The 24,595-nt window shown below is 44.9% G+C and carries 25 protein-coding genes and 1 pseudogene; 18 read left to right on the top strand and 8 right to left on the bottom strand.

All coding sequences use genetic code 11. The features are described 5' to 3' along the window. Window positions 1-48: 48 nt before the first annotated feature. The 6 genes and pseudogenes from V1498_RS13360 to V1498_RS13335 all read left to right on the top strand — a co-directional run. Window positions 49-570: a type 1 glutamine amidotransferase domain-containing protein gene (locus V1498_RS13360; protein WP_409294213.1), complete on the top strand. Its 522-nt coding sequence runs from the start codon at window positions 49-51 to the stop codon at window positions 568-570. A gap of 319 nt (window positions 571-889) precedes the next feature. Further along, window positions 890-2,146: a YeeE/YedE family protein gene (locus tag V1498_RS13355; protein WP_409294212.1), complete on the top strand. Its 1,257-nt coding sequence runs from the start codon at window positions 890-892 to the stop codon at window positions 2,144-2,146. Window positions 2,147-2,504: 358 nt separating this feature from the next. Further along, window positions 2,505-3,854 (top strand): MATE family efflux transporter, encoded by a 1,350-nt coding sequence (locus V1498_RS13350; protein ID WP_409294211.1) that lies wholly within the window; start codon window positions 2,505-2,507, stop codon window positions 3,852-3,854. 315 nt (window positions 3,855-4,169) lie between these two features. Then, a complete protein-coding gene (locus V1498_RS13345; RefSeq protein WP_409294210.1) occupies window positions 4,170-4,307 on the top strand; it encodes a hypothetical protein in 138 nt (45 codons plus the stop codon). Window positions 4,308-4,417: 110 nt separating this feature from the next. Further along, on the top strand, window positions 4,418-4,549 hold the full coding sequence (locus tag V1498_RS13340) for a hypothetical protein (RefSeq protein WP_409294209.1): 132 nt from the start codon (window positions 4,418-4,420) through the stop codon (window positions 4,547-4,549). Window positions 4,550-4,649: 100 nt separating this feature from the next. Beyond that, window positions 4,650-4,836 (top strand): annotated as a pseudogene (locus V1498_RS13335) (IS3 family transposase); the annotation flags it as partial. Window positions 4,837-5,102: 266 nt separating this feature from the next. Here the strand turns inward: V1498_RS13335 and V1498_RS13330 are convergent. Further along, on the bottom strand, window positions 5,103-5,873 hold the full coding sequence (locus tag V1498_RS13330; RefSeq protein ID WP_409294208.1) for a hypothetical protein: 771 nt from the start codon (window positions 5,871-5,873) through the stop codon (window positions 5,103-5,105). A 14-nt stretch (window positions 5,874-5,887) separates the two neighbouring features. Continuing rightward, the gene (locus V1498_RS13325) at window positions 5,888-6,688 is read right to left on the bottom strand and encodes an SMODS domain-containing nucleotidyltransferase (protein WP_409294207.1); all 801 of its coding nucleotides are present in this window, start codon (window positions 6,686-6,688) and stop codon (window positions 5,888-5,890) included. A gap of 549 nt (window positions 6,689-7,237) precedes the next feature. On the opposite strand from V1498_RS13325, the gene V1498_RS13320 reads away from it, so the two are divergent. Further along, a complete protein-coding gene (locus V1498_RS13320; RefSeq protein ID WP_409294206.1) occupies window positions 7,238-7,483 on the top strand; it encodes a hypothetical protein in 246 nt (81 codons plus the stop codon). 227 nt (window positions 7,484-7,710) lie between these two features. Here V1498_RS13320 and V1498_RS13315 read toward each other — a convergent pair whose 3' ends face one another. After that, entirely contained in the window at window positions 7,711-7,929 is a 219-nt protein-coding gene (locus V1498_RS13315) for a hypothetical protein (protein WP_409294205.1), read from the bottom strand. A gap of 225 nt (window positions 7,930-8,154) precedes the next feature. Here V1498_RS13315 and fdhF point away from each other — a divergent pair, with 225 nt between their 5' ends. The 5 genes from fdhF (at window position 8,155) to V1498_RS13290 (ending at window position 12,641) form a co-directional block, all read left to right on the top strand. Beyond that, window positions 8,155-11,142, top strand: coding sequence for a formate dehydrogenase subunit alpha (fdhF, locus tag V1498_RS13310; RefSeq protein WP_409294204.1), 2,988 nt, complete (start codon window positions 8,155-8,157; stop codon window positions 11,140-11,142). After that, entirely contained in the window at window positions 11,117-11,617 is a 501-nt protein-coding gene (locus tag V1498_RS13305; protein WP_409294203.1) for a DUF1641 domain-containing protein, read from the top strand. The genes fdhF and V1498_RS13305 overlap by 26 nt, the downstream gene beginning before the upstream one ends. Window positions 11,618-11,634: 17 nt before the next feature. Continuing rightward, on the top strand, window positions 11,635-11,874 hold the full coding sequence (locus tag V1498_RS13300; RefSeq protein WP_409294202.1) for a heavy-metal-associated domain-containing protein: 240 nt from the start codon (window positions 11,635-11,637) through the stop codon (window positions 11,872-11,874). Window positions 11,875-11,886: 12 nt separating this feature from the next. Next, window positions 11,887-12,018 carry a hypothetical protein gene (locus V1498_RS13295; protein WP_409294201.1) on the top strand — a complete coding sequence of 44 codons (132 nt, stop codon included), beginning with the start codon at window positions 11,887-11,889 and terminating at the stop codon, window positions 12,016-12,018. Between the two features lie 128 nt (window positions 12,019-12,146). Continuing rightward, window positions 12,147-12,641 carry a GyrI-like domain-containing protein gene (locus V1498_RS13290; protein ID WP_409294200.1) on the top strand — a complete coding sequence of 165 codons (495 nt, stop codon included), beginning with the start codon at window positions 12,147-12,149 and terminating at the stop codon, window positions 12,639-12,641. Window positions 12,642-13,366: 725 nt separating this feature from the next. On the opposite strand, the gene V1498_RS13285 is transcribed toward V1498_RS13290, so the two are convergent. Together V1498_RS13285 and V1498_RS13280 are read right to left on the bottom strand one after the other, a co-directional pair. Continuing rightward, a complete protein-coding gene (locus V1498_RS13285; RefSeq protein WP_409294199.1) occupies window positions 13,367-13,948 on the bottom strand; it encodes a histidine phosphatase family protein in 582 nt (193 codons plus the stop codon). A gap of 386 nt (window positions 13,949-14,334) precedes the next feature. Then, complete coding sequence (locus V1498_RS13280) at window positions 14,335-14,904, bottom strand: molybdenum cofactor guanylyltransferase (protein WP_409294198.1); 570 nt, start codon at window positions 14,902-14,904, stop codon at window positions 14,335-14,337. Window positions 14,905-15,094: 190 nt separating this feature from the next. Here V1498_RS13280 and V1498_RS13275 point away from each other — a divergent pair, with 190 nt between their 5' ends. Further along, window positions 15,095-16,168 (top strand): hypothetical protein, encoded by a 1,074-nt coding sequence (locus V1498_RS13275; RefSeq protein ID WP_409294197.1) that lies wholly within the window; start codon window positions 15,095-15,097, stop codon window positions 16,166-16,168. 66 nt (window positions 16,169-16,234) lie between these two features. Here V1498_RS13275 and V1498_RS13270 read toward each other — a convergent pair whose 3' ends face one another. Both V1498_RS13270 and V1498_RS13265 read right to left on the bottom strand, forming a co-directional pair. Then, window positions 16,235-17,431, bottom strand: coding sequence for an MFS transporter (locus tag V1498_RS13270; protein WP_409294196.1), 1,197 nt, complete (start codon window positions 17,429-17,431; stop codon window positions 16,235-16,237). Between the two features lie 31 nt (window positions 17,432-17,462). Further along, window positions 17,463-17,888 (bottom strand): MarR family winged helix-turn-helix transcriptional regulator, encoded by a 426-nt coding sequence (locus tag V1498_RS13265; protein WP_409294195.1) that lies wholly within the window; start codon window positions 17,886-17,888, stop codon window positions 17,463-17,465. Between the two features lie 145 nt (window positions 17,889-18,033). Between V1498_RS13265 and V1498_RS13260 the strand changes: the two genes are divergently transcribed. From V1498_RS13260 to V1498_RS13240, 5 genes are all read left to right on the top strand, one after another. Beyond that, the gene (locus tag V1498_RS13260; RefSeq protein ID WP_409294194.1) at window positions 18,034-18,981 is read left to right on the top strand and encodes a TRM11 family SAM-dependent methyltransferase; all 948 of its coding nucleotides are present in this window, start codon (window positions 18,034-18,036) and stop codon (window positions 18,979-18,981) included. 92 nt (window positions 18,982-19,073) lie between these two features. After that, on the top strand, window positions 19,074-20,420 hold the full coding sequence (locus V1498_RS13255) for an MFS transporter (protein WP_409294193.1): 1,347 nt from the start codon (window positions 19,074-19,076) through the stop codon (window positions 20,418-20,420). A gap of 485 nt (window positions 20,421-20,905) precedes the next feature. Continuing rightward, window positions 20,906-21,136: a hypothetical protein gene (locus V1498_RS13250; RefSeq protein WP_409294192.1), complete on the top strand. Its 231-nt coding sequence runs from the start codon at window positions 20,906-20,908 to the stop codon at window positions 21,134-21,136. Between the two features lie 318 nt (window positions 21,137-21,454). Then, window positions 21,455-22,633, top strand: a complete 1,179-nt coding sequence (locus tag V1498_RS13245; RefSeq protein WP_409294191.1) for a MalY/PatB family protein — start codon at window positions 21,455-21,457, stop codon at window positions 22,631-22,633. Between the two features lie 203 nt (window positions 22,634-22,836). Further along, the gene (locus tag V1498_RS13240; RefSeq protein ID WP_409294190.1) at window positions 22,837-23,496 is read left to right on the top strand and encodes a hypothetical protein; all 660 of its coding nucleotides are present in this window, start codon (window positions 22,837-22,839) and stop codon (window positions 23,494-23,496) included. 175 nt (window positions 23,497-23,671) lie between these two features. On the opposite strand, the gene V1498_RS13235 is transcribed toward V1498_RS13240, so the two are convergent. Further along, complete coding sequence (locus V1498_RS13235) at window positions 23,672-24,580, bottom strand: acetamidase/formamidase family protein (protein WP_409294189.1); 909 nt, start codon at window positions 24,578-24,580, stop codon at window positions 23,672-23,674. Between the last annotated feature and the right edge of the window lie 15 nt (window positions 24,581-24,595).

Here is a 24,595-nt window from a genome sequence, read left to right as displayed (position 1 = left end):
TACTGGTTACAGATAAAACAATATAACTGAAACCTGAGGAGGCTGAATATGAGATTATCAGGTAAAAAGGTGATCAGCCTGGTTCATCATGAATTTGAGGATCTGGAGCTTTGGTATCCAATTCTCCGCTTGAGGGAAGAAGGAGCCGAGGTTCATCTGGCAGGTGAAAAAGCTGGAGAGACGTATCAGGGCAAATACGGGGTGCCGGCAGAATCCGATTATGCCTATGGTGATATTAACGCCGCGGATTATGATGCCATTCTTGTTCCTGGAGGCTGGGCACCGGATAAGATCCGCCGTTTCCCAGAGGTAATCAGCATAATAAAAGAAATGGATGAAGCTAAAAAGCCGATCGGCCAGATTTGCCATGCCGGCTGGGTCCTGATATCTGCTAAAATCCTGGAAGGCAAAAAAGTGACCAGCACGCCGGGTATTCGGGATGATATGGAAAACGCAGGGGCAATATGGGTGGATGAGCCGGTGATTACCGACGGCCATCTCGTATCAAGCCGCCGGCCGCCAGATCTGCCTGATTATTTGAGAGAGTTTATTGCCGTGCTGGAGAAATAGGATGGAAGCAGACTGATTCAGAAATGAATCAGTTTTTTTTGTGGAAATGGGGTGGAGCTGCATGTATGAGGAGGCTTCCTGCAACGGGATGTTCACATCTAAATCTTCCTGGCATACCTGCCTGCGCCTTGCTCCCCGCCACTGCCTTATTGTGTTTGTTCCTGCTATGGTTCAGGTTCCTTTCCATGCATGGACTGCGAGTAGAAAACTCCTGTTTTTTTATGAGTTAAAACATTTGTGCTTTGTATGGGAATGTACTAAGATAGGTAAATGGAAAAATTAAATCCTACTAAATTTATAAGATTAGGAGTGAATGGAAATGGCCCAACCTGGTTTAACTTCCACTTCTTTGTCAAATAGAGGGGCAACTACAATCAATGCCGACCTTAATCCTGTGCAAAAGCCGCTGGTCACAGCCGGCCTTCTGGCTTCCGTCATTCTGTTTGCAGCCATTGTCAATGCTGCCGGCATGACTCAGGGTGTCCTCTTTATCATCGGCCTATTGCTTGGGGTGACCTTGCTGCATGCCCGGTTTGGCTTCACCTCTGCCTTCCGCAGGCTGATGTCAGTCGGGAATGTGCAGGGCTTGCAGGCGCATATGCTGATGCTTGCGATTGCTTCAACACTGTTTGCCATCATATTAAGTACCGGTTTTAGTTTCACCGGCATCACTCCCAAGGGATATGTTTCCCCTGTCGGTGTGAGCGTCCTGTTCGGTGCATTTATCTTTGGCATCGGCATGCAGCTTGGAAACGGCTGTGCTTCCGGAACCTTATATTCAGTTGGCGGCGGCTCTTCATCCATGATCCTGACACTGATCTCATTCATTGCAGGATCTGTGCTCGGTGCTTATCATTTTAAATTTTGGATGGAGGATACCCCGTCACTGCCACCGATTTCCCTTGCTGAATCAACTGGCCTTGGGTATTTCGGTGCGTGGGCCGTACAGATGGCGGCATTTGCGTTAATCTACTGGATTACCATCAAAATCGCCAAACGTAAAAATCCGCCGATGATGAAGCCTCTGCCAACTACAGCAGGCTGGAAAAAAATCGTCCGCGGTTCCTGGCCGCTCTTCGCTGCAGCCATTGTTTTAGCATTGCTGAACGCTCTTACCCTCACTGTCAGGGGAAATCCATGGGGCATCACAAGCGCATTTGCCCTCTGGGGAGGAAAGGCATTGATGGCCTTGGGAACGGATGTATCGAGCTGGAGCTACTTCTCCGGGCCAAATGGAGAAGCGCTGACTAAAACGGTGCTCGCAGACTCAACGAGCGTCATGAACTTTGGCATCATCCTTGGCGCCTTCATCTCGGCAGCTTCACAAGGCACATTCAAGCCTGGTAAAATAAAGCCCGGTGTAGCCGGAGCTGCCATTGTCGGCGGAATCATGATGGGTTACGGAGCAAGGCTTGCCTTTGGCTGTAACATTGGAGCCTATTTTGGCGGCATCGCCTCCTTCAGCCTCCACGGCTGGGTATGGATGGTCATGGCCATGGCAGGAACCTTCCTGGCCTTATTCATACGCCCGTTATTTGGATTAAAAAATCCAAAGCCTACCGATTCAATTTGTTAAAGTCAAAATGGAGCCACCTGTTAATCGACAGGTGGTTTTTCTGTGGAAAAGGCCGGAGCTGCATGTATCATATGGCTTCCTACAACAAGGGGAACATCATTTATCCTGCTGGAATCCCTGCATGCGCCTAACTGCGCCACAACCTTATTGTGTTTGCTCCTGCTCTTGTCCAGGTTCCTTTCCATGCATGGCTGCGAGTAGAAAACTCACGTTTGTTTTATTGCTTTATGGATACATAAGATTAATCTTTCGAACATAAAAATGAATCCTAAAAAACATTTCAGGCGAATCAGGATTGGTGTATGATAAATGGGAATAAAAAACAAAATAATAGACTAGAAGAATGAAGGGAAGCACTATGAAAAACTGGAAAATTATTTTAATGCTCGCAATTCCTTCGATTGCTTCCTTTGCATCGATGACCGTCACAGGCATGATCAATCTGATCATGGTAGGGAAACTGGGGGCGCTGGCAATCGCCATAGTCGGCGTTTCCAATATCATCATGTATAATGCCTGGGCCATGTTTTCCGGCATTGGCCATACAGTCAACTATCTGGTGGCACAGAATTTTGGCTCAGGCAATATGAAAAAAGGAATTGAACGGACCTACATAGCCATCGCACAAAGCCTGATAGCCGGTCTGATCGTTTTTGTCGTTGGTTTTATCGGATCAGAGCTGATATTGAAACTGCTCGGGAGCGCACCGGATATGGTGAAGGAAGGAACCTCTTACCTGAAAATCCGCTTTTTTGCGATGATGTTTTCCATTCTGACTTTTGCGCTTCATGGTTTTTTCAGGGGAATCGGCAATACGCGGACACCCATGGTCACCTCGCTTCTAGGGAATGCAGCGATGATTTTTTTCACATATACCCTTACGTATGGGAATCTTGGCTTTCCGGAATGGGGGTTGGCGGGGGCCGCCTGGGCTTTGTTCATTGGGGAAGTGGTGGTCTGCGGTTTGAGTGCGGCAGCCTTCCTGGCAGTCTTATTCAAGGAATATAAAATATACGCCAGGCCATCCTTCAATGCCTTTGAATCAAAATTGATGCTGAAGGAAAGCACGAAGCTGGGCACACAGGAATTTTCCAAAAGCATGGCTATGTTCGTTTTCACGGCATTCGTTACCCGCCTCGGCACAAATGCCCTTGCTGCTAATGAAATAGCGCTCAGCATCATGAGCTTCGGGTTCATGCCGGCAGGCGCCTTTGGCTCGACTGCCACCATCCTGGTAGGACAGGAAATCGGACGTGACAAGCCGGAGAGAGCCAGGGCAATGGGAACCGAAACAGCGATCATGGGAAGCATCTTCCTGCTGACGCTTGGAGCGGCTGAATTCTTCTTTGCCGAACAAATTGCCCGAATCTACACAGATGATCCTGCTGTATATGAACTGACCGCAAGCCTGATCATGATATCGGCCTTTATGCAGATATTTGACGGCTTTTTCAACTTTTTCTCAGGAGGACTGAGAGGGATCGGTGATACAACGTTCCTTCTCAGGACATCGCTTGTTCTTGCCTGGGGCTTCTTCATCCCGCTCACTTACCTGATGGTGAACGTGCTGGAGTTGTCCAGTTACGGAGCCTGGATTGCCCTTTATACGTATCTTGCAGTCTTTGGGCTGACCCTTCTCGCCCGGTACTACCGGACGGATTGGGGCCAGGTCAGGCTCACGGATGCAGGACAGAGTGCTTCGGTATAATAATAGAACCCCCTGCAGGTGGATTGGCAGGGGGTTTAAACTGTTTATATCCCGGTGAAATGGGGATTAGTTATAGCAGGCTGTTTAGCAGTGAATCAGAGAAATACATAATAAGCAAGGCAGTAAATAGAATGATTAGGGATGTCAGGTACTGTTTGGATGGAATATATATGCGTTCCAGAACAACCTGTGATCCCAAAAATAAAGCAAGATAAAGCATGAAAAACCAGTTTGGAATGATTTCATCTTCACTAATAATAAACGGAATAGCAGCGAACAGAAAAACAGTGGAAGATCTTTTGAAGAAGCACCGGATTGAGCATATCGAAATGCTGCGCCAGTTTCTCGGGTGCCCAGCTGATTGATGCTGTTCAGACAGATGTGAAGCATGCGGCCCTGCTTCCATCAAGCCTGACGCTGACGATCTACCGGCAGGGAAGCCTGAAGGATTGATGGTTATTTTCAGTACTTTCTTCCCTATTTTAAATTTTTTCCTGAAAAATGGTAGCTAACCGGATAAATAGGGTAATAATGGATTAAAAAAGAGAAGAGAGCTGATCCCATTGAAGATGAAGCTGATCAAACTCGGTGAACTTCTGTATACAAATAAGAAAGAAAAGGCTAAGTGGAACAAAGTGTTTGCCAATTATTTTGTATATCAAAATGGGACGAGGAAGAAATCATCTATGATATAAAGCGGAAAGCAGCTTTGCTGAACTGCACCCCAATTATTAGACATTAGAACTAATAATTGGAGGTGTAGTTTTATTTTATTACTAAATATACAAGTCCTCAAACCAGAAGTGTGTCACGGGTATTATAGAGTTTAAGTTGTTCAGTGAGAAGCCTTATTTATCGCCTGTAATGAATTTATTAACGGGGGAATTATTACATATACAATCGGCTCTAGACCTACCCGCGCATTGTTTCGGAGATGCTTGGGAAAGCTCTAGAACACTTGCCGGAAAATCATAGACAACTGAATAGTAAAGCAATCGTTTGTCTTTTTGTCTATTACATCAAATTTCTTTAACATCTTGTCTCACTGTCTGCTTAATACGGTTGTGTGTGATAAACCCCGTTCATTCTCAATGTTTACACTATTTCCGTTCACATATAAATTCAGCACTTATACTCTCCTTTTACCTACTTATGATTTTGAAGGTTCTATAGTGTTAATATTTTTTGCTTGTTTCTCTTTTATTTACAAAAGCAAAAAAAAGGACATTATTTATAATGTCCAATAGGTTAATTTTTGATTCCAAGATTTCTTTTGGTTTGTTCCCATTCTTCAGTTACTTCAGCATTTATACGATGAAATATCTTGGATGATTGTTTTACTCCAGAATAAGCTTTAGCCGATTCATACTTTACAAAGCAGTCTAGTATCCGGGCAGTAACTTTTTGTTCATCATTTTCATTTTGAAACAGAAATACATTATATAGGCAGTCATAAATTTCATTATTCTTTCTTCTTAACACTTCAAGTTTTAACCAAGATGGTATTAGAGTACTGGCAAATAGAGTTTGTGCGACAATTGAAATTAATTCAAGGTTTGTTGTACGAGTGATTAAAGCGAGTAACCAAACAAAAATAAACAAAATAATTATCTTTCTCTCCTTAATTGCCATTTCGTATGAAACCCGTTTAGCAAACAATGAGTTTTCAAAAACATTTGCCCCTAGTTTAAGTAATGAAGGTTCTAAATTATTATTGTAATATTTGTTGGTCCTTTCGTTATCTAAGGGCACATTAAAGGAGTTTGTTAATAAGTGTAATCTTCTTTTCTCTTCAACATTTGGTATCAAAAAAATACTTAAATAGTTATCAGCTATAAAATAAGCTATTGTGGTTAATACAAAAATTCCTAACAGGTAATTTTTAAGCAAGGTGGTTTCCTCTAAATAAAAAACTACAATCGAAAGTGCAGCATTTATCCAAAATAACGCTTTAGATGTTTTGTCCAAATTATTTATTGTCTTATAATACTTATCTAATGAATCAAATCTTTCACTCATTGTAACAACCTCACCTATATTTCTGGAAAAAGTTTTTTTATCTCGTTCTCTGCTAAAGCGATATAACCATTAGCTTCGTAAATTTTACAGTTATTGATTATTTCTTTTGCCTTATTTAAGCGGTCTTTAAAAGTTTTTGAATCATCCCAACTGTAAATGAGAGTATCAATACAATCATATACATACTCCTTTAAAGATGACTTAGAAGAGTAATAAAACTTATCAACTATCCATTTTTCTAATAGAAATGATGAATATTGGTGTCCAAGCTTAGTTGTATTCCATTGTTTCATTAACCTTATTAACGGTTTTATTCTTGAAGTATTTAATTGGTTTGCGTCTGTAAGCCTTTTATTAAACCCCATAGGGTCTGTAGACATCCATTCTGATAAAAGATTTGTTTTTGAAGGAATGGATAGGTTTCCCCAGGCGTCCTGAACGGCTGGAACTAACTCGAATTTAATATGGTTTAATTCTAACACCATTGTTGGGCTATCCTTATAGATTTCGGATTTAGAATAATATTTGTTCATAAAGCTTCTTAAGTAGTTTAATAATGTTTCTGGCTTATACCCGTTAGGGTTTTTAAAAACAACCATGTAATCGACATCGGAATTTGCATCTACAGTACGTGGAAGAATAGTGCCTCTTGTATTCGAACCAAATTGAAAATGCCTATATAATTGACCGTTATCAAAGTACCAATTCAGACGCTTAGATAACGTCTCAATGGATGTTTTAATATTAGAATTCTCTGTAGAAGAAAGGACTAAATTACTAGACAAATCGATTAAGTGGGAATTTATCGACATCATAACAACCTCCTTTACAAATTTTTCTATATCTATTTTACATTATACGTTGATTCAATGTAATTAATACATGAAATTTGTCAATCTAAGTAGATTAATAAAAAGTTAATCTTTAAGTTTATTTTCTAAACTAAAAAAATATGACGCCTGCAAATACAAATTTAATATATATATTCGGTAGGCAAGAGTTGAAGGGATGTAGGGGGGAGCCCCCCCCCCCCCCCCCCGATGGTATGGAGATGGATTTCCGTTTTGTTAAAGTAGTAGAAAGGCAAAACTTCAAGCAAGGGGGAAAGAACTGTTTCTGAATTAAAAAGATACGTACAGTATTCTAATACAAAAAGGATGAAGGCAAAATTCAAAATGAATCCGGTACAATTCCGGACTAATTTTAAGCAAGATGCCTAAAGTAATACCGCGTCAACCTTTTAGGGGTCCCTTCATGCAGGCATTATAGGGGCAGTTCCAATGCCGTATTTAAGGGCCGGGTGATTCGAATATGAAAATGGGAAGTTCCGGCTGAAGTCAGAGGAAAAGATGAGGCCCTCGTATTTGAAATCAGAATGGGAGCTGGTTCCTGAAGAAAGGCTGAAGCGGATTTCCCAAGATACCGGCATTACGCTGTTCGCGGCTTTCAATGAACATACTAATCTAGAAATCTCCAAACAATACATAAGACTTTTGAAAGAAATCCGACCCCAAAGCTCTGTGGTGGAATTCCAGGATACCGATCATCTAATCATGCTGGATGCACCGGACAAACTGAGCAGGGAAATAAAGAAGGTCATTTCTTCATAGAAAACCCACATGAATTTTTACTCACAACCCATGCATGGAAAAGAACATAGAGAAGAGCAGAAACAAACACAATATGGTGGTGGAGCGGAGTAATGCGCAGGCAGGGACGTGGCAAGATAAATGATGTTCACCAACTGCCCGAAGACTTATGATACAACCAGCTCCGCCCCTTTTCCAACGGCAAAAGGACTTCCGGCTGTTGCCCGGGAGTCCTTTTTGCAGCTGTCCTATGGAAGCAGATAAATTGTGTTATGCGGCGGCTTCTCAAGCCTAGATTGCTTAAGCCGGCCTTCCTCGACCAGCTCCTTGATGCCCTGGTCGATATCGCGGACCGTCATTTCAAGAATATCCGCAATCTTCACCGTTGAGATGCTCATATACTTTGGCTTCTTCGAAGAGCTCATGATCATGGATTCCATGCGCTGATACAGCTTCTCCTTATCCATCCTGCAAAACCTGCCTTTCACCTTCATTCCTCATAGATTTGCCGCAAGTGCCCCCTATCCATACATCAATTTTCAGGAAATAAGCCCTGGCCCCCCTAATAATTCATCAGCCCCAAGGCGTTACAGGCTGGGAAATTGGGGACAGTCCCCCTTTTTGATTATTTTTTTGGAGGAGTTGGGAATACTAGGGGAAACGCTTGGAATGGCGGGATTAATTGGGAGGTAATGAATGTGTCTGATGATTTGTTTTCGATCAGGATAAATGATAAGGAGTTTAAGGCGGAGCCTGGCCAGTCGATTCTGCAGACTGCACAGGCGAATGGTTTGTATATCCCGAGCATTTGTTATCATCCGAATCTCGGGACGATACAGACGTGTGATACATGTTTTGTCGAGGTGGATGGGAAGCTTGTGCGTTCCTGTGCGACCAAGGTTCAGCCGGGAATGACGGTCGATACGCTGTCTCAGCCGGTCATGGATGCCCAATATGAGGCCATGTCGAGGATCCTTGAGAATCATGAGCTGTATTGTACGGTCTGTGACAACAATAACGGAAATTGTACGGTACATAATACAGCCGAGTATCTTGAAATTGAGCACCAGAAATATGAGTTTAAGGCAAAGCCTTATCCGCCGGATAATTCCAATCCTTTTTACCGGTATGAGCCCGATCAGTGCATTCTCTGCGGAAGATGCGTTGAGGCCTGCCAGGATCTCCAGGTGAATGAAACACTCACAATTGACTGGAGCAGGGAAAGGCCGAGGGTTATCTGGGATAATGATGTGCCGATTGATGAATCGTCCTGTGTTTCATGCGGCCATTGCGTCACTGTCTGTCCATGCAATGCCTTGATGGAAAAGTCCATGCTGGGTGAAGCGGGGTTCCTGACCAAGCTGCCTGCTCCTATCCTTGAACCGATGATCGACCTGATCAAGGAAGTGGAGCCCGGCTATAAAGAAATCTTCGCCATATCCGAGGTGGAGGCAGCCATGAGGACGGCCAGGATACAGCGCACCAAAACGGTCTGCACGTATTGCGGAGTGGGCTGCAGCTTTGAAATCTGGACAAAGGACCGGAAGATACTCAAGATTGAACCTGTTGAGCATGCCCCGGCCAATGGCATCTCCACCTGCGTAAAGGGAAAATGGGGCTGGGATTTTGTAAACAGCGACGAGCGGCTGACCACACCGCTCATCCGGAAAAATGGGGTTTTTGAAGAAGCAACCTGGGATGAGGCGCTGAATCTGATCGCAGAAAAACTGTCGGAAATCAAAGAAGAGCATGGTGCTGATTCCATAGGAGTGATTGCATCATCAAAGTGTTCAAATGAAGAAAATTATCTTGCACAGAAATTTGCCCGTGCCGTGATCGGCACAAACAATGTGGACAATTGTTCCCGTTATTGCCAGTCGCCGGCAACTGCCGGGCTGCTGAGAACGGTCGGCCTTGGCGGGGATTCGGGGACCATCCATGACATCGAGCGCTCTGATTTAGTCTTCGTCATCGGCGCCAATCCGGCTGAATCACATCCTGTTCTATCTACACGGATAAAACGGGCGCATAAACTTCACGGACAGAAGCTGATCGTGGCGGACATCCGCGAACATGAACTGGCACAGCGGGCCGATTTCATCCTGCACCCAACACCGAGCTCTGACTTGATCTGGATTTCGGCCTTGACCAAATACATCATCGACCAGGGTTGGCATGATAAGAAGTTTTTGGCAGAAAGAGTCTCGGGTGTAGACGACTATATCAAAACACTGGATAAGTTCACTTTAAGTTATGCTGAAGAAATGACCGGGCTCACACAGGCGGAGCTCATTAAAACGGCTGAAATGATTCATGATGCCGATTCAATGTGCATCCTCTGGGCAATGGGAATCACACAGCACTCAGGGGCGACTGATGCCAGCACAGCGATATCGAACCTTCTTCTGATTACCGGGAATTACGGACGCACCGGTACGGGGGCCTATCCGCTCCGGGGCCATAATAATGTGCAGGGAGCCTGCGATTTCGGCACTATGCCTTCCTGGTTCCCAGGGTACGAACCCGTTCAGAAGGCAGAAATCCGGGAGAAATATGAAAAAGCCTGGGGAGTCAAGATCCCAACCGATCCGGGTATGGACAACCACCATATGGTCGAGGCGGTTTCAAAAGGGAAACTAAAGGCCCTTTATCTATTCGGCGAGGATATGGCCCTTGTGGATGCCAATTCGAATTATGTGCAGCATAGCTTTGAGGACCTCGATTTCTTCGTGGTACAGGATATCTTTTTTACAAAAACAGCCCAGTTTGCAGATGTTGTCCTTCCGGCAGCTCCGAGTCTTGAGAAAGACGGGACATTCGTCAACACAGAACGGCGGATTCAAAGATTTTATAAAGTCTTCGATCCACTTGGAGACAGCAGGCCGGATTGGGAGATATTCGTGGATCTTGCCAACAGGATGGGCGCCGGCTGGAAATACTCACATCCTTCAGAAATCATGGATGAAGCAGCAAGCCTTGCCGCCATTTTTGCCGGTGTCAGCTACGAGCGCCTGGAAGGATTTGAAAGCCAGGTCTGGCCAGTCCACAAGGATGGTACTGACACTCCTCTTCTGTATAAAGAAAAATTTGCTTTTGAAGATGGAAGAGCTAGATTATTCCCGGTTGATTGGACTCCTCCGTACATGGCAGGACCCGAGTATGACCTGCATCTGAACAATGGACGCCTGCTCGAGCACTTCCATGAAGGAAATATGACGTACCGGAATGACGGCCTGACCCATAAGGTCCCGGAACCATGGTGTGAAGTGTCATACCGCCTGGCGAGGGAAAGGGGCATCGGCGACGGTTCCCTGGTCAGATTAACCTCTCCGTATGGCGAGGTAGAAGTCAGGACCATCGTCACCGACCGTGTGAAAGGCCATGAAGTCTATCTGACGATGAACAGCTCCCATGACCGTAAGGCTGTTAACTATTTGACCAGCAGCTATCATGATTCAATCACCCATACACCGGCATATAAGGAAATTGGTGTGAAGATGGAAGTGCTCGAAGCAGCTGGTGAGCCTCCGCTTCCGAAACATAATCACCGGTACGGGAATCGCATGCCGCAAATCAGTGTAAGAGTGGAAGAAAAATGGCAGCGCCCGGATTTCACACCGATTCAGGAGCTGTTTGGAAACGGAGGTGAAGAATATGGCCAAAGCGATCAGGCAAATTAACAGAAGCACACCCGATCCCGCAGCAGTGCAGGCAGAAGCCTTCAGTGACATCCTGAAGGCCCTTGCAGAAAATAAGGAGGGCATCCTGTCCGCACTCGGCATCATAAAGGAACTTCAGTCCATCGGTGTATTGGACGCCCTTCATGCCATCCTTGAAAAGCGGACCGATGTAGGCGTGATTGCCATGAAGCAGGTCAATCAGCCGGGCATGCATAACACCATCAAAAATGCGATTTTCTTGTTCAATTTCATGGGAACGCTAAAACCCGGCCAGCTGCAGACGGTGCTTGGCGGCGTCACCAAAGGGCTCGAGAGGATGGGAGAAAGCATTGACTCCCATGAACAGCACAGCCTGTGGAAGCTGGGCAAATCCATGCGTGATCCTGAAATCAAGACAGCAATGACTTCAATGGTGGAATTCCTGCATGGGATGGGCGAATCATTCGCTGAGCATCCCAACCAGGATCTTCATTAAGGACGGAGGTTATAATTTTGGAAGAAACAGGGGTAATCAAAATTAAGGGCAGACTGACAAGTGAAGACAGGGAAGAAATCGTCCATGCCTTGAATGATGTATGGGGAGTGCTCCGGGCGGATGTGATTTTGGAAAGCGGAGAAGCCAGAATCGGCTATGATAAAAACGCGGCTTCATTCCTCGATTTTCAGCAGGCCGTCAGAGAATGCGGGTATGACATCATCTCCCAGGATGAGAATCTGCCCTTTAAGAAATAGGAGGCAGCCGAATTGAAGATATGTGAATTATGCGGCAGTGAGCAGGAGATGGAACAAGAAGTAACGGAAGAAATCAAGTCCCGGATTCTGCATGTTTGTGAAAACTGTCAAAACGACCGAAGCATAAATTATTTTGATATATAAATTAAATTAGCGAAAGTACATCACTTAATTAGTGGTGTGCTTTTTTGTTACAAGTGAAAAAGGGTTTTATCCATAATTATCGAAAAATATAAAGGGGTGAAATACATAATAGTAATGGAGGAAAACAAATGAGTTATGAAATTGTAACGCTGCCAGCCTACCGCGCTGCAGGAATGAAGTGGGAGGGAACATTTTCAGAAATCGTTCCCCATTTAAAGAATGTCATCCAGCAAGTTGAAGATCGTGCAGGAGAATTGGAGCACAGAGTGAATCCTGAAATTCAATTAGGCTTGTCTTATCATGTAGTAGAAAATGGATTTGTCCATTATGCTGTATACCAGGTGAGTGAGGAGCAGGAGCTGCCACAGGGGATGCTTGAAATCAGGATTCCTGAATGGACCTATGTTAAGACAGTACATAATAAGGGAAATGATGTCCAGAATACTTATACAGATCTACATCAATGGTTATTCGATAGTGACTACACGGCCTATCGAGAGCCGGGCGTAGAATACTATGACCCTTATATGCCTATAAAACATGAATACTGCCCGGTAGAACGCGATCCGGAAGATCCGCATTTTGATATTTATATACCGGTTGTGAAAAAATCAAATACGTAAACTGGAGCTGTCTTGTAGGTCAGCACTTCCGCATTGAAACGGCGAGTAAATCATGAGATCGGATAGTAAAGTCCCTCTTTCGGATAGTAAATGCTGATTTCGGCTAGTAAAGCTGCGGTTCGGATAGTAAAGGCCTCAGTCCGCCGAGTAAGGGGGCAGCGTGCGCCGTGCTGAGGCTATTCTTGCAGTGGAATTTGCATGATTTTGATTAAAAAATGAGTTACTGAAGCGATAAATATCAAAAATCGGAAATATCGTAAGAAAACCAAGTGAAAATACTCTATTTTTATCTCTAGAGCAGTATGGAGTGCATTAGAGGATAACTATAAAAAAGGCGGATTATAAAGATGTATCGACTATAAGTATTACATTCAATACAATTGGTTCCTTTAAGAACGATAAGGCGATTTTTCTATCCTGCCATGACAAGAGTCCCTAAGGAGACTGCATTCTAACCATCACGAATATTTTAAGAAATATAATGCCGATGCCAATCCCTGCTATTTTCAGAATCAGTAGATTCCTCATTGTACACTGGCCAATAAGGTCTCCACTGAGCAGTTATCAAAAGGATTTCAATACTGTTAGAAAATCATGAAACAATAGAGGGGAACTTTACTGAAGTGGCTCTTATTAAATTGTCGGGCAAGGTTGGGGCTGTTAGCATGCTCCGGTTATTTTTCAAAAATATTGGCCGTGTCAGGGGAATCGTTTCAAAGGGCTCTTCATATAGAAATCGGCTTCCAGATTCTCTCTGCAGAAACCAATAACCCGTTCTGGAATTCCATTCTGTAGATATCAGGCTTTGTGGTCTGCAGCAGGAACTCCAGATTGAATCGCGGGTCAAAATGCCCCATGATCAGCGTCATAACGGCGCCATGACTGCCGATTGCTATTTTTTTGCCAGCATAATCCTTGAGTAGTCTTTTAAAGACTCTGACTGCCCGTTTCTGGCACACTGCATTGGACTCGCCTCCGGAAGGTGAATAGGATGAATCTGAAAAAGAGCGTTCAAGCAGGGGAATAAGGTCATGATCCGCCAGTGGATGCACTTCTGCACAAAATCTTTTTTCCTTTAGGTCCTCAAATTTAAAGACTTCCTGTCCTGACACTTCTGCTGCTCCTATAATCGTCTGAACTGCCCTGGCATAGGGGCTGGAAGCGAATATCTCCACTCTCTCATCCAATAGGATCTGGCTCACCTGAGCAGCATCCTGCCTTCCTTTTTCCGATAATTCCCTGGTTCTTTCGCTAACTCCCGTTTTTGGTGAATCTCCATGTCTAACCATGTATACGATTGTTTTCATTTTGTCCCCCATGTTCAGAAAAATATTACTCAGGATTATTTTAACAGACTATAAAACTTAATTAATATAATTCATTTACATATTGAGGTAAAATATTGGGAGTTAAATTATGCATTTATTGAAAACAGGAGGATACATCATGGAAAACAAGCGATTCATCTTTATTACAGGCGGAGCAAGCGGGATCGGCGAGGCAGCCGTGCGTCTGTTCGCTGAAGAAGGGTCTAAGGTTTACCTGATGCCGTTTTTCGCTTAATCAATACCAAGGGACTGTGTCAAAAGCTTCGCCCCGCCTTTTGCGGAGGCATAGTAACGCCTCCCTTGCCGGCAAGGCTGTGGATGGAATAACGTGAATGAAGGAGACAGCCCTGAGTTGCCTCCTTTTTTTACAGCCTGCTCAGGTCTTCCTGACGGTTGATATTGATGAAAACAGGATGGCCTTCTTCAAACGGGACTTCCTGAACTTTAATCCGCTCGAACAGAAGGCGCACCTTCCGCTCCCCATTATGGAGGATAGATTCCATTTCCCCAATACAGCTATGGTGATACAGACCAAGGAGCGGGTGGATTTTATCACCCTCCACGGGTATGACGGCTTGGGTTCCTTCCTCAATGAAAGATAAAAGACGCCGGACAAACTCGGGGGTGACAAAAGGAATGTCACAGGATAAGACCAGATACCAGTCCGCATGGGCGGCAATCATCGCATGATGCATCGCATACAGCGGACCCTGGAATTCGGATTCACGCTCCACTACAAAAAAAACTTCATCATCCCGCCTGAATTGCTGGATGAGTGAATGATGGGCCGCAATGATGACAGGATCCAGCTCATTCTGCTTGATAGCATCCAGACTGTATTCATAGAGAAGCTTTCCCCTGTATTCCTCGAACATCTTTGGCTTCCCGTACCTTGAGGACCTGCCCCCAGCCAGTACTATGCCTGCTATTTTCATGGTAAATCTCCTTCTCCGTCCAGAATATTGGTTGTTGTTTGTTTTCCCCATCCTATCGTATTTCATCCTTATAAGACAAATTGGCCATAAGCTAAGATATAAAGTTCAGGAGATAAAATAAAACATTCAGCAATCCGCCACACCTTTTTCCATATTTTTCTTTTATAATTGACCCAGGGGGTGATTCAAAATGATCATGGGTAGTAAAAGCAGAAGACTATTTTGGTATACACTGCTCATAGTCTTAATTCTTTCCTCAAATTTTCTGCTGTATCGTCTGCCTTCTATTCAGCCTGTCCCAAATGGAGCAGTGGCAGGTTCTATCATGGACCTTATGCTCGTCATTCCGCTCTTAACGTACTTTTTTGTGATTAGAAAGAGATATTCACTAAAATACCTGGGGTTTGTTGTGCTTGCGGGATATGCGGCAGCACTATTTATTATTCCAGGCCGTCATATGCAGTCATATCCTTTTGTGCGGTATGCTTTTGTGTTCTCAGAAGGGGTACTCTTTCTGGTAGAAGCCTTCATTCTGTTTAAAATACTTACCAAGTTCCCGAAGCTGAGGAGAGAGTATAAAAGATTAAGTGATAAAGACTCTTTATTTCAATACAATCTAAAAACATCCCTGGAGTTGCATCTGCCGGACAACCGGGCGCTTTATATCTTTCTATCTGAGCTGTCTATTTTCTACTATTCTTTATTTTCCTGGCATAAACAAGTGAAAATCACGCATGGAATGCCGTTCACTTATCACAAGAAAGCCAGTACAATTGCTGTGTATGTCATGCTGATTCATGCGACGGTCATTGAATCAATAGGACTGCATTACTTTTTACATCAATGGAACGAAATCGCAGCGTACATCCTGCTGTTTTTGAATATCTATGGAATTCTCTATTTTCTGGGTGAAATACAAGCAACCAGATTAACTCCCTATGTTTTGGAAGATCAGCGATTATATGTGCAGACTGGTTTGGCAAAAAGCATGGATATCCCGCTGGAAAATATAAAAGAGTTCAAATATTATGATGGTCCGGAAAAGTTTACAAAAATAGAATCAAGAACCTTATGGGATGCCAGGGCTGCGGATTTTATTGTAGAAAAACCAACGTTTGAGCTGGTTCTGAAAAAGGAACAAGACGTCACGTTGATGTATGGTTTGAAAAGAAAAGTAAACCGGGTTGTCCTGAATGTTGATGAACCTCAGAGTTTTTTAAGCGAAATACAATCCAGGTTAAAAGAGGATGACCCGAAAATTTGATAGCACCCGTTAATTTAACACAAATAAACCCGCTTCCAGAAACAGACTGGAAAGCGGATTTTCTTGTCAAGCTGCAGTATTCAGTGCTCTTCTGCCTGCAGCCCGTACGCCGATATAGATGGCGAGCAGGATCACGATCAAGAAGCTTGAGAAGCCAAAAGCGGCGTTATAGCTTGTGTGGACAGCCACGCTGCCCATGACTGCTGCGCCCAGGGCCATGCCAAAGTCCATGAAATTCAGAGTCATGGCGTTCGCTGTCCCTTTTTTATCAGGACTTACCCGGCTGACTGCCCAGGCCTGGAAGGTCGGCTGCATCACACTATACGCAACTCCGTAGAAGATGGCGGCTGCGCACAGCATCGGGAAGCTGTGGGTCATGGTCAGCAGGACCAGACCGGTAACGCCGCAGATGCTGGCCGTGTACACGAGGAACCTGTGTCCAAAGCGGTCATAAATTTTACCGGTAGCCGGCCTTGTCAAGATCATCATACCGGCAATGATCAGGAAGAATAGGGAAACCCTGCCGCCAAAGCCGTTGGCAGCTCCAAGTCCGTCGATGAAATTAACGATTCCTGAAAAGGTCACATAAAACAAACTGACCAGAATGCCCGGCAGCAGAGCCCTTTTATCAAAGGCATATGCCAGCAGACTGGAATTGCGGACTGGTTTAATAGAAGGTTCATTTTTTTTGCTCTGAATCAGCAGGCTGGCTGCCATGGAAAGAATGATCAAGATCAGTGTGAACAAAAGCAGCTTATTGAAGGATGAAGTATGGACAATGGTCAGTGCAGCCATAGGACCGAACGAGGTTCCAAGGCTTGTGGCCATCCCAAAATAGCCGATTCCTTCACCAAGCCGTCCATTCGGGATCATGCTGGTGGCAAGTGTGGCAAGCAGGGTGGTAATGATTCCGAAGCATATTCCCTGAAGGATCCGGAGTACAATCAGGACTGCAAAGGTTTCTTTGCCAAAGCTCGCTATGATTGTTGCCAAAACGAACAGCATGGAAAGAATGAGGGTCATTTTTACCTGGATTTTATGCATGAGAATGCCGATGAAGGGACGTGTGAAGATGGCAGCAAGCATGAATGATGTTGTCATCAGGCCGCCTTTTGATGGTACATCCGTAATCCCGGTGACAAAGGCGGGGAATCCACCCATCAATGCCTGAAGGCTCAGGAAGAAGATAAACGTGATAAGGATGATCAGTGTATATTGTCTGGTCCAAAGCTTTGTGTGCTGTGCTGTGTCTGGCTGCGTCAATTGTATTCCTTCTTTCTATAATGTTAACGGATTATTTCAATTTCCTTATATTGCCCTGGAGAGTGTACAGGGTTTCCATGAAGGTTTCGATTTGTTTTTTTGACAAGCCCGCAAGGATGTCCTCATAGAGGTCCTCTATGAGCGGCAGGACAGTTTCCACGAGGTTTTTTCCTTTGCTGCTGATTTCAATCAAGTAAGAACGCCTGTCCTCTGGATTTGGCTTCCGCGTGATGAATTCATTCTGTTCCAGCAGGTCAAGAATCTTGGTCAGGGTTGCCTGATCCTTGTCTGTCTTTTTAGACAAATCTTTCTGATTGATTGTATCGACAAATGAAAGATGCTTCACGACCGTCCACTGTTCCGCTGTTATACCATATGGTTTTAACGTTGTGTTCACCAGGCTCCGGATCATTTTGCTCGTCGTGGAGGCTGTGAATCCGATTTCGTCCTTCAGCATATCCTTCAGCTCCTAATGATTTCCTTTGTTAAGTATAGACGAAGATATTGTTTGTGTAAATATAATTTGTATACAAACTATTATTATGTAGTGAAAAGGCAGATAGTATGGTAAGCTGTATCATTGAGATATCATGGATAAAAGGATGGAATACTACGTGAAAAAAGCGGAATATATTTATACATATGTAGCAATGGATGAAGAGCGCTCACTTTGCGAACTTGAGATGCGCTCTTTTTTTGGGCCGGGCAAATATACTTCGCTCATCAAGAGTGATATCCGGATCGACCCAAGCAGAAGTCCGTTTATGAAAGAGCGGATTGATATAATGTTTGAGGGAGACAGCTGGGAGGAATTTTTGGAGCCGGCTAAAACTCTTCATACAGAAGAAAAAACGTTCAAGGTCCAATTTGCCAAAATCCAGGATCCGGGAGTCAAGGTCTCCTATGAGGAACGACTTCATATTGAGAGAAGCATCGGCTGGGAAATGCCAGGGGATGCTGATATCAAGAAGCCGGACATCCTGTTTGGCATCGTGGTCTTTGAAGGAAGATGGTATTTCGGGCGCATGGAGCAGAGCACGGCGGTCTGGCTGCATCATTTAAAGAAGCCGCGTGAATATTCGACGGCTCTGAGCACCAGGGTTGCAAGGGCTGTTGCCAACATTGCTGTGCCGCACCCCGAAGGAATCAAGGCGATTGATCCCTGCTGCGGAATCGGTACTGTGCTGGTCGAGGCATTGTCGATGGGGATTGATATTGACGGCCGTGACATTAATCCGCTGGTTACGGATGGCTCCCGTGAAAATATTGCGTATTTTGGTTTATCAGGGAATGTGACGACCGGTCCGATTTCCGAAGTGGATACGGAATATGATGTTACGATCATCGATATGCCATACAACCTTTATACCCATGCCACCCCAGAGGATCAGCTGGCCATTCTGAAGCATGCCCGGCGTTTTTCCAAAAAAGCGGTCATCGTGAGCATTGATACGATTGACTCCATGATCAAGGAAGCAGGATTTGTGATCAGGGACCGCTGTGTAGCCCGCAAAGCTAACTTTGCGAGACAGGTTCTTGTATGTGAATAAACGGCTTCAGGATGTCTGAAAGGAAAAAAGCGGGCAGTCCTGTTATTATATGTCAGAGATATAGTGTTAATTAAAGTAAGGAGAAAGAGAAAATGAAAAGTAGAACTTCAGTTATGATCAGCATAGTCCTTGCCATGCTAGTGGCATCGATGGACGCTACGATCATGAACACGACCATGCCGATCATTGCCGATGAACTCGGCCGGTTCGATCTGTATGCCTGGTCGTTTGCATCTTATATGATTACCACCACCATCCTGTCGCCAGTGGCCGGAAGGCTGTCCGATCTGTTTGGACGGAAAAGGGTATTCGCAGCGGGAATCCTTTTATTCCTGGCCGGATCCCTATTATGCGGTATTTCAAGTTCCATGCTTCAGCTTGTTATCTTCAGGGCTGTGCAGGGAATCGGAGCTGGTTTCATGATGCCTTTCCCAGCCATCATAGCAGGCGATTTATTTTCAGTTGAAAAGAGGGGGAAAATTCAGGCGCTGTTCACAGCGATGTGGGGTCTGTCAGCTGTACTGGCACCGCTTCTTGGAGCCTTTTTCATCGAATATATGACCTGGAGATGGATCTTCTTCATCAACCTGCCAATTTGTATCATTGCATTCCTGACCCTGCTGCCTTATGAGGAACGATACCAGCCAAAGCGGGCATCCGTGGATTATGCTGGGGCTGCCCTTTTTGCGGCAGGCGTCACTCTGCTGCTGCTTGTGACCGTGGTCAGCTCAGATCAGCTGGTCTACATTGCAGGCGGGCTTGTGCTGCTGGTCATCTTCTACTTTTTTGAAAAGAAGCAGCCTTCGCCCATCGTGCCACTATCGCTCTTTAAAAGCAAAACCATTTCCTGGATCAACATCAACGCCTTGATCGGGACACTTGCCCTATTCGGCACTTCAAGCTACATTCCGCTGTTCCTTCAGAATGTAGCGGGGATGTCATTATTCCTGAGTGGCGTCGCCCTGCTTGGGACAGCCATCGGCTGGATGGCAGTCGCGGTGCCTGCAGGAAAATGGATCCTCAAATATGGATACCGGATCCTGCTCATTGCAGGCAATGCGCTGCTGCTGCTATCAGGACTCATGCTGATACTCCTGAATGAAGGGCATGGATTCTGGTATGTATTTGCCATCATGACGGTCCAGGGTCTGGCATTTGGCCTGCTCTCCACAGTCGGCATGATCGGGGCCCAGCAGCTGTCCGGGGCTCATGAAAAAGGGATTTCCACCTCGTTCTTCATGTTCTGCCGCAACATGGGTACCGCCGTCGGCGTGACCATCATGGGTGCCCTGCTCACAAACGGGCAGACCGCAATGGACGGTATTCATCACCTGTTTATATTTGGCTTCATTGGCAGCATCCTGGCGCTATTAACTTCTTTCTTCATCATGAATGAAGCAAGCGGCGAACGCAGTGAAACGGCGGCTGCCCGCCATTAAAGCTTAGAGGAGGTCCCGAAGAAGGGGCATCCTCTTTTTATTAGCAGCGGGGCTGTGGTGAAAGGGCTGATTTGCTGAATGAGATTAAATAGTGGATTTCTATAATATTTTCTCACTATATTAGCTTCTGTTAGATGTAATTTTATTAAAAGTACCCAAGGAAACTGGCAGGAGGATGATTAGCCCGTTTTGGAAGCCTAATACCAGCCTGACGCCCATGTTTACTTGCTGAAGGCCCGGTTTACTTGCGGAGCGGTCAGATTTACTTGCGGAAGCGGGTGGATTATCTTGCGGAGAGGACTGCTTTACTTGTGCAACAGCCCAATTGACATGTTTACAGCCTCCCATTTCGCGGTAAGGGTAAAGGAAGGAAGGCGCGACCGTCTGAAGAATGAATTAAGGAAAAGTTAAGAAATAAGGGTTATCTTAGCTCAATGAAAAGAATACATTAAGATATCCAAAAGGGTATGAGGAGATGGAGTATAATGATTTATTTAATCAGTGCAGTTTATGCGGCGGGCATCATAGGGGCCTTCATGCTGATCAGGAAACGGTCGCTGCTTGCCGTTCCGGTTATTGCTGCCGTGATTGGAATTGATTTAATCCTGGGCGGGACGGCACTCAGTTCCCATATCGCCTCCGCTGCAGCGGAATACTCCGGTGCCAGTTATATCGGATTGTCCGTTGTCCTCCTGGTGACCATGCTTTTGGTATAAATCGGGATCATATATTCAGCCCGCTTCTGGCGGGTTCTGGCTTTCGACAAAGTCGACAGCCATTTTTTATAATTGCTAACTGATCAATATATAGTGATTTCCCCAATGGAAGAAATATGTAACTTAAAAAGGAACAAAGCCCCTTTTTCTCCAATTGAATTTTGGTGTTTGTCTACAATCTGAGCCCGCCTCTGGCGGGTTATTTTGATTTATGATCATGTTAGTTGATTAAGTGGTGCACTATCCGGTAAAGTACTGATAACCATACATATTTCCGCTTCCACGCGCTTTGGATATGCGGCCTTAGGAGGACATAACATGAAATATAATTTTGACGAACATATTCCCAGAACAAATACAGGTTCGGTGAAATGGGATCAATCGGAAGTGCTTTTTGGCGACAAAGATATCCTGCCTATGTGGGTGGCTGACATGGATTTTAAAGTGCCGCAGCCTGTTATAGAAGCCCTTAAGGCAAAAGCAGAGCACGGTATCTTTGGATATACAGGCGGGACGGCTTCCTATTGGGATGCAGTAATTGGCTGGATGAAGACAAGACACAACTGGGATATCCAAAAAGAATGGATCAGCCATGCGCCGGGGGTGGTGCCAGCTTTGAATATCATTGTCCAGGCTTTTACGGCACCTGGTGACAGGATTATGATCCAAAGCCCGGTTTATCATCCATTCGCCAAAGTGGTTGAAATGAACGGGCGGGAGCTGACAGTAAATCAACTTCAGAACGAGGCTGGCCGCTACACCATGAATTTTACAGACTTAAAGGAAAAGCTGAAGCTTGGAGTCAAGATGCTGATCCTGTGTTCTCCGCACAATCCTGTTGGCAGGGTATGGAGTGAAGAGGAGCTGCGGGAGCTGGGTGAGATCTGTCTTGCGAACGATGTGCTCATCGTGTCAGATGAAATCCATGCGGACCTCGTGATGCCGGGCAGCAGGCATACGGTCTTTGCTTCCATTAACGAGGAATTTGAGCAGAATTCAATCATCTGCACAGCACCAAGCAAAACGTTTAATCTGGCCGGGCTGCAGACTTCAAATATCATTATTCCCAACGCCAATTTACGGGCGAAATTCAAAAAATCCATGGAAGAGCATTTTCTTGGATCCATGAACACGTTCGGAATCGCGGCTGCAGAAAGTGCTTACCTGGAAGGTGCCGACTGGCTGGATCAGCTGCTGGAGTATCTGCAGGGCAATTACAATTATATAAAAAATTACCTGGAAACCCATTTGAACAAGCTGATCGTTTCACCGCTCGAAGGCACCTATCTGGTATGGGTGGACTGCCGTACGCTCGGGCTTGATGCCAAGGAGCTGGAGCGACATATGCAAAAAGAAGCCAAAGTGGCGTTCAATCACGGCTATATTTTCGGAGAAGGAGGAGAGGGCTTCCTGAGGATCAATATTGCCTGTCCGCGTTCCATTGTTGAAGAAGGGATGAAGAGGCTGGAGAGGGCAGTGAATGCTCTGTCATCGTAGGTATAATGGGCCATTTTAGTAATGTGCCCTGATATAGGCATCCATTAAGAGAGCATCCTACTCGGATGCTTCTTGTTATGCCCAAAAGGTGATTTAGATGAGTTAGAGGGCTGGGTCATATGATTTAATTGTTTAAAGATAAATCAACTCCATTAAAAGATAAAAGATAAATCAACATAGGTAAATCAGGCGGGGGGAAACAAATGGCAAAAAGGGTAAAGGGAATTACATATACAACAGGCAAAACAAAGATAAACAATGATCCTAATACAGTAAGGTCTTTCAAAATAAACCTGGCACACGGCAGAAAAAAAGGGTTTAAGAATTCAAGGAAAAGGCATGTAAGCGAGATGGAGGAAGTTATCACAGGCTGGCTTGGCGGTATCTTTATCTTGCTTCCCCTGGCTCTATTCTTAATCTATTGTTTCCCAAGGTTCTTCTTACCAATTATTTTTATGTTAATTCTATCAGTAATCGTAACAAAGATTGGAAAACACATTAAAAATACAGACAAGTTAAAGGGAAAAGAAAAGAATCTTAAAGAACACGGGAACTCTTTCAATGATAAAATGATTCATTTTGTTCGAGATTCTGATACGGAAGCTGTGAAGACACAGTTAGAAGAAAGGGGATATGGGGGCAATTTCATGTCCGGTACTGGAGAAACTGCTCTCGAAATAGCCATCCATAACAAAAATAAATTCATTATTGCCTACTTAATTAAATTTGGTGCCCTTCCCCAGCTAAGGGATCTTACAGCTGCTGCGAAGAGTGAAGATCCTGAAATTATAGAGATGATAAAAACAGGAAATCACCAAAGAATAATTAGAAGGTATGAGCTTTTAGATAAAAAGTCAATATGAGACTTTTTTTGGCACCCGGAGTGAGGGTGCTTTTTTGTATGTATATCCTTTTTCCTTCAACCAAATCTAATATTCATAATCTATATCTGGGGAAACCTATTGAAATTAAAGGTAGAAGTATATTGCTTTTGAAGCAACATACTTCTGTGAAGAGATACTTCATAAAGCACCTTACCTACGATTTAAACAACTCAATACCACAAGACTCCAAAATCCCCGCCGGAATAAAAAAGCGCGCTGTCACGAGCGGGTCGACCACCTGGCTGATTTGTGCCTGGCCGGCAGCACTGAAAAGCATGGTCAGTTCGTTCAGGGACAGGCCGGCATGGGGAAGAAGGAGATGAAGCATTTCTTCCACTGCTGTTTTTACTGCTTCATCGAGTGTTACAGCTGAAACTAGGATGGCGGCCCCTTCTTCGTTAATGACGAGCGGATGGCTGAGGGTATGTCCTTTGATGACTTCAAGCGTCACGGTCGCCTTACCCGGCACTTCTATGCCGGATACGCCGATCTCCCCATCTCCCATGGCTGCATGCATGTCACCAAGGGCAAACAGGGCTCCTTCTGCAAAGACAGGCAGATACAGCTCGGCGCCCGGTGCGATCAGGGTAGTGTCCATATTTCCGCCATGCCTGCCCGGAGTCCCGCAGGAGATCGGCTCACCCTGCGGTGCGACGCCGATCACGCCAATCATCGGGTTGATATCAATGGCTATTTTTTCATTAAAGATCGCTTTATTGTCTTGTATGGGAATCAATTTGGCTTCATAAGTATCGAGACGGTGTCCCATCACACCGAGATCGGGTCCGACAGTCATCACGCCGCTGTCCGCTATTTCAATGTCTTCTATCGTCACCTTAAGCACATCACCAGGCTCGGCCCCCTCAATAAAAATGGGACCTGTGGCCGGGTTGATCTGATCCCAGTTTAGGGACAGGAATTCAAGATTGTCCGCATTCAGCTGATTTTTGAAACAATCATACGTTTCAATAGCTATGGTTGTACCGGATTTTATCCTTTTGACCGGTTGATGGTCTTTGCTGAATGCGTAAATGATATCCTTACAGGCCAGTGTTTCGTTCATAAGCTCCTCCTAATT

This window comes from Paraperibacillus marinus, from assembly GCF_046237605.1.
GTDB lineage: Bacteria > Bacillota > Bacilli > Bacillales > DSM-1321 > Paraperibacillus > Paraperibacillus marinus.
The sequence above is the reverse complement of the archived record's forward strand: the minus strand, read 5'-3'. Positions and strand labels throughout refer to the sequence as shown.

Excerpts from the sequence above, each read along its gene's own strand:
- V1498_RS13360 (WP_409294213.1), top strand. The coding sequence starts at position 49 with ATGAGATTATCAGGTAAAAAGGTGATCAGCCTGGTTCATCATGAATTT.
- V1498_RS13355 (WP_409294212.1), top strand. The coding sequence starts at position 890 with ATGGCCCAACCTGGTTTAACTTCCACTTCTTTGTCAAATAGAGGGGCA.
- V1498_RS13350 (WP_409294211.1), top strand. The coding sequence starts at position 2,505 with ATGAAAAACTGGAAAATTATTTTAATGCTCGCAATTCCTTCGATTGCT.
- V1498_RS13330 (WP_409294208.1), bottom strand. The coding sequence starts at position 5,873 with ATGAGTGAAAGATTTGATTCATTAGATAAGTATTATAAGACAATAAAT.
- V1498_RS13325 (WP_409294207.1), bottom strand. The coding sequence starts at position 6,688 with ATGATGTCGATAAATTCCCACTTAATCGATTTGTCTAGTAATTTAGTC.
- V1498_RS13315 (WP_409294205.1), bottom strand. The coding sequence starts at position 7,929 with ATGGATAAGGAGAAGCTGTATCAGCGCATGGAATCCATGATCATGAGC.
- fdhF (WP_409294204.1), top strand. The coding sequence starts at position 8,155 with ATGAATGTGTCTGATGATTTGTTTTCGATCAGGATAAATGATAAGGAG.
- V1498_RS13305 (WP_409294203.1), top strand. The coding sequence starts at position 11,117 with ATGGCCAAAGCGATCAGGCAAATTAACAGAAGCACACCCGATCCCGCA.
- V1498_RS13290 (WP_409294200.1), top strand. The coding sequence starts at position 12,147 with ATGAGTTATGAAATTGTAACGCTGCCAGCCTACCGCGCTGCAGGAATG.
- V1498_RS13285 (WP_409294199.1), bottom strand. The coding sequence starts at position 13,948 with ATGAAAACAATCGTATACATGGTTAGACATGGAGATTCACCAAAAACG.
- V1498_RS13280 (WP_409294198.1), bottom strand. The coding sequence starts at position 14,904 with ATGAAAATAGCAGGCATAGTACTGGCTGGGGGCAGGTCCTCAAGGTAC.
- V1498_RS13275 (WP_409294197.1), top strand. The coding sequence starts at position 15,095 with ATGATCATGGGTAGTAAAAGCAGAAGACTATTTTGGTATACACTGCTC.
- V1498_RS13265 (WP_409294195.1), bottom strand. The coding sequence starts at position 17,888 with ATGCTGAAGGACGAAATCGGATTCACAGCCTCCACGACGAGCAAAATG.
- V1498_RS13260 (WP_409294194.1), top strand. The coding sequence starts at position 18,034 with ATGGAATACTACGTGAAAAAAGCGGAATATATTTATACATATGTAGCA.
- V1498_RS13255 (WP_409294193.1), top strand. The coding sequence starts at position 19,074 with ATGAAAAGTAGAACTTCAGTTATGATCAGCATAGTCCTTGCCATGCTA.
- V1498_RS13250 (WP_409294192.1), top strand. The coding sequence starts at position 20,906 with ATGATTTATTTAATCAGTGCAGTTTATGCGGCGGGCATCATAGGGGCC.
- V1498_RS13245 (WP_409294191.1), top strand. The coding sequence starts at position 21,455 with ATGAAATATAATTTTGACGAACATATTCCCAGAACAAATACAGGTTCG.
- V1498_RS13240 (WP_409294190.1), top strand. The coding sequence starts at position 22,837 with ATGGCAAAAAGGGTAAAGGGAATTACATATACAACAGGCAAAACAAAG.
- V1498_RS13235 (WP_409294189.1), bottom strand. The coding sequence starts at position 24,580 with ATGAACGAAACACTGGCCTGTAAGGATATCATTTACGCATTCAGCAAA.